This is a genomic window from Mesorhizobium sp. M1D.F.Ca.ET.231.01.1.1, from assembly GCF_003999155.2.
Lineage (GTDB): Bacteria > Pseudomonadota > Alphaproteobacteria > Rhizobiales > Rhizobiaceae > Mesorhizobium.
The window spans coordinates 1-3,113 of sequence record NZ_RZOZ02000032.1; the positions used below are offsets into that span (position 1 = coordinate 1).

Annotated in this window: 1 protein-coding gene and 5 pseudogenes; 2 read left to right on the forward strand and 4 right to left on the reverse strand. The window is 61.2% G+C overall.

Translation table 11 applies throughout. From position 1 onward, the window contains the following. Nucleotides 1-1,061 (reverse strand): annotated as a pseudogene (locus EN874_RS32050) (IS110 family transposase); the annotation flags it as partial. A gap of 149 nt (nucleotides 1,062-1,210) precedes the next feature. On the opposite strand from EN874_RS32050, the pseudogene EN874_RS32055 reads away from it, so the two are divergent. Then, nucleotides 1,211-1,487, forward strand: a pseudogene (locus EN874_RS32055) (integrase core domain-containing protein); the annotation flags it as partial. 133 nt (nucleotides 1,488-1,620) lie between these two features. On the opposite strand, the gene EN874_RS34685 reads toward EN874_RS32055, so the two are convergent. The 3 genes and pseudogenes from EN874_RS34685 to EN874_RS34690 form a co-directional block, all read right to left on the reverse strand. Beyond that, on the reverse strand, nucleotides 1,621-1,803 hold the full coding sequence (locus EN874_RS34685) for a hypothetical protein (RefSeq protein ID WP_245460402.1): 183 nt from the start codon (nucleotides 1,801-1,803) through the stop codon (nucleotides 1,621-1,623). Beyond that, nucleotides 1,781-2,632 (reverse strand): annotated as a pseudogene (gene istB, locus EN874_RS32065) (IS21-like element helper ATPase IstB). The gene EN874_RS34685 and the pseudogene istB overlap by 23 nt, the downstream one beginning before the upstream one ends. 96 nt (nucleotides 2,633-2,728) lie before the next feature. After that, nucleotides 2,729-2,989 (reverse strand): annotated as a pseudogene (locus tag EN874_RS34690) (IS21 family transposase); the annotation flags it as partial. On the opposite strand from EN874_RS34690, the pseudogene EN874_RS32075 reads away from it, so the two are divergent. After that, nucleotides 2,988-3,113: pseudogene (locus EN874_RS32075) on the forward strand (transposase); the annotation flags it as partial. The pseudogenes EN874_RS34690 and EN874_RS32075 overlap by 2 nt on opposite strands.

A 3,113-nucleotide genomic window follows, 5' to 3' on the forward strand; every position in this document is an offset into this window, starting at 1 on the left:
GCGGATGGCGACTTGTCCGGCGATCCACAGGGTGCGGCGCAGCCGAGCATTGCCGAATTTGGAAAGGCGGGTCTGGCCCCGATATTGGCCTGACTGCTGTGTCGAGAGGTTCAGCCCGCAGAACTTTAGAAACTGGCGATGATGGGTGAAACGGCGAAGATCGCCGGCTTCGGCAATGATGGTCAATGCGTTGATCGGTCCAATGCCCGGGATTTGTCGCAGGAGCTGATAATCCTGGCTGTGCCGCAACAGCTCGTCGGCCTGCGCTTCGATCTCATTGCGCTGCCGGATCAGGCTGCGTGCTTCGTCAATGACCATCCGGAACATGCGAATGGCAGGGACATCAAGCGGCAGCGGCAGTCCGATCGATGAGCGCGCCGTCTCGTAAATATCCATTAGAATCTGTGTCTTGCTGACCTTGCGGCCGACGACATCCCACGCTGCTGTCACAAACTCCTCCTTTGTCCGTGATGCTTGCTGGCGTCGGAAAGGCATGAAGGAAGGCGAAGAACCAATCGCTGCGGCTGTTCCCCCGGAATCGATCGATCTCGGGAAAATACAGTGGCAGGTAGTGCGTCAGGATACGGTGCTGGATCTCGGTCTTGGCCCTTGGCGATCGCTTCATGGGTCTTCGACAGTTCCTGCACGTCGTGATGCCGGCGCGCGGCGGATCATGGTAGACCTGCGTCGCCTGGATCCTGAGCATGTGCAGCATCACCTGGGCATCCTTTGGATCGTTCTTGTCCCAGCTGTTGTGCAACGCTTCTCGTGTTCGGGCCAGCGCCAGCGACGCCACCAGCCGCACCTCGAAACCCGCTTCAGCCAGGCGCCATGCTATCGGCCGGTGATAGTTCCCGGTCGCTTCAAAGGCGCAGACCACAGGGCGGCCGTACGCCTGCAGCACTTCGATCATATGGTCGTGCTCAACACCGGGTGTTGAGGACCAAAAGGCGACGCCGGCGCTTGTGGCCCGGTGCTTCGATCAGAACTTCATTGCGCACCTTGGCAATGTCGATCGCTACCAGCACCGCGGCGGCGGGTGTAGAATCTGAAGTGGTCATGGTCGGTCTCTCCGGAATGGGCTGTGAACATTCCACATTCTAGAGAAACTTTGACTGGCCATGGCCGCCTCGACAGCGGTGCGCGCCTGCAGCGAGCTGCGCGCACCGCTCTCTCGGTCGCCGCGGCTCCTTCATTCCGTAGGTGCTACGGCTCCTGCTACAAATCAAAGGCCTTCGCCAAGGCCTGCCGCGATCTCGGCCTCAAGCACGTCAGGACAAGACCCTATACGCCCAAGACCAATGGCAAGGCCGAGCGCTTCATCCAGACAGCATTGCGCGAATGGGCTTATGCCATCGCATCCGACATCCGATCACCGTGCCGCCGAACTGCCTGTCTGGCTACACAGATACAATTGGCATCGTCCACATGGCAGCCTAAAGTCCAAAACACGTATCAGTCGCCTGGCTCTAACCGAGGACAACCTGTGGAGGCAATGGCGGCGTGCATGGGGCGTCCATCGCGCGAAGCTTGGAGATCGGCCGCATATATGTTCCTGCAGCAGCGGGCGTTTTCAGTGCCGTGGGTCTGCTTCTGGCCGAAAAGTCAGTAGCTGTCGCATCAGCCTTCGTCGCACGACTGGACGAGCTCGACGATACGGCAGCTGAACAGGCTTACGTTCAGCTCCAGCGTGAGGCGGAGCGCCTTCTGGGTGTTTCCGGGAAGGCCAGGTGCATGCGCCAGGTAGAGATGCGCTACCTTGGGCAGGCATTCGAGCTGATTATTGATCTCGATGTTGGGCACCTATCCACCGAGGCGCGCAGCGAGCTGCGGTGAGCGCCCGATCAGGCGGAGCTGGTTGGGGTTGCACAGCCTGATCGGGCGCGGCTGATTGGCTTTCGGCTTCAGTTTGAGAGCGGCTCTTGAAGCGCCAGGACTCATTTCCGGTTTCGACGATCTCGCAATGGTGAGTGAGGCGATCGAGCAACGCGCTGGTCATCTTGGCGTCGACGAAGACGCTCGGCCATTCACCGAAGGCGAGATTGGTAGTGATGAGGATCGAGGTGCGCTCGTAGAGTTTCGAGATGAGATGGAAGAGCAACTGCCCGGCGGCCTGGGCGAAGGGCAGATAGCCGAGCTCATCGAGCACGACGAAGTCTAGCCGGGTCAGGTGATCGGCAATGCGGCCCTGGCGGCCGGAGCGGGTCTCGGCCTCCAGCCTGTTGAACAGGTCGACGACGTTGAAGAAGCGGCCTCGCGCGGCGTTGCGGATGAGTGAGCGGGCGATGGCGATCGCCAGATGCGACTTTCCTGTGCCTGTTCCGCCGACCAGGAACGACGTTGCGATGATCGGCGACGAAGACGCCGCCGGCGAGATCGCGCATCCGGGGTTCGTTGACCGGCGTGCCGGCGAAGTCGAAGTCCTTGGCCAGCGGCAACTTGGCGACGGCGAGCTGGTATTTGATGGAGCGGGCCTACTTCTCCGATATCTCGGCCTGCAAGAGATCACCGACAATCCTGGGCGGCTCGTGCTGTCGCTTGATGGCGACGCGCCCATGATCTCGTCATAGGCGCTGCGCATTCCGTAGAGCTTCAGCGCTCCCATCAGTTCCATTACCTCGGTGCGTTCCACGGCTGTTTGTCCTCCTGAGACTGTCATAGCGGGCGCAGTCGGCGACCGGCTCGTGAGCTAGCTTCAGCGCCGGGGAATGGAAAGGATCGTGCCCGGCGCCGGATCATGCGCGTCGAACACCATCTCCTGCGTCTCGCACGGATACGCCCTCACGAATACATGCGGCTGGTGGCAGAGCCGCATGTGCGCGACCTTCACTGTCACTGTCACGCCGTCGAGCAGGACGATCTCGTGACTCCAGTCGAACCGGTAGGCCTCGCCAGGTGCAAAACTCAGCGGAATGTGGGCCTCGGCGCTGCCGCGATCCGCCGCCCAACTCTGAGCATGCCGCCACACCGAACTGTAGCTGCCGTCAAAGTTCTGCGGGCTGAACCTCTCGACACAGCAGTCAGGCCAATATCGGGGCCAGACCCGCCTTTCCAAATTCGGCAATGCTCGGCTGCGCCGCACCCTGTGGATCGCCGGACAAGTCGCCATCCGC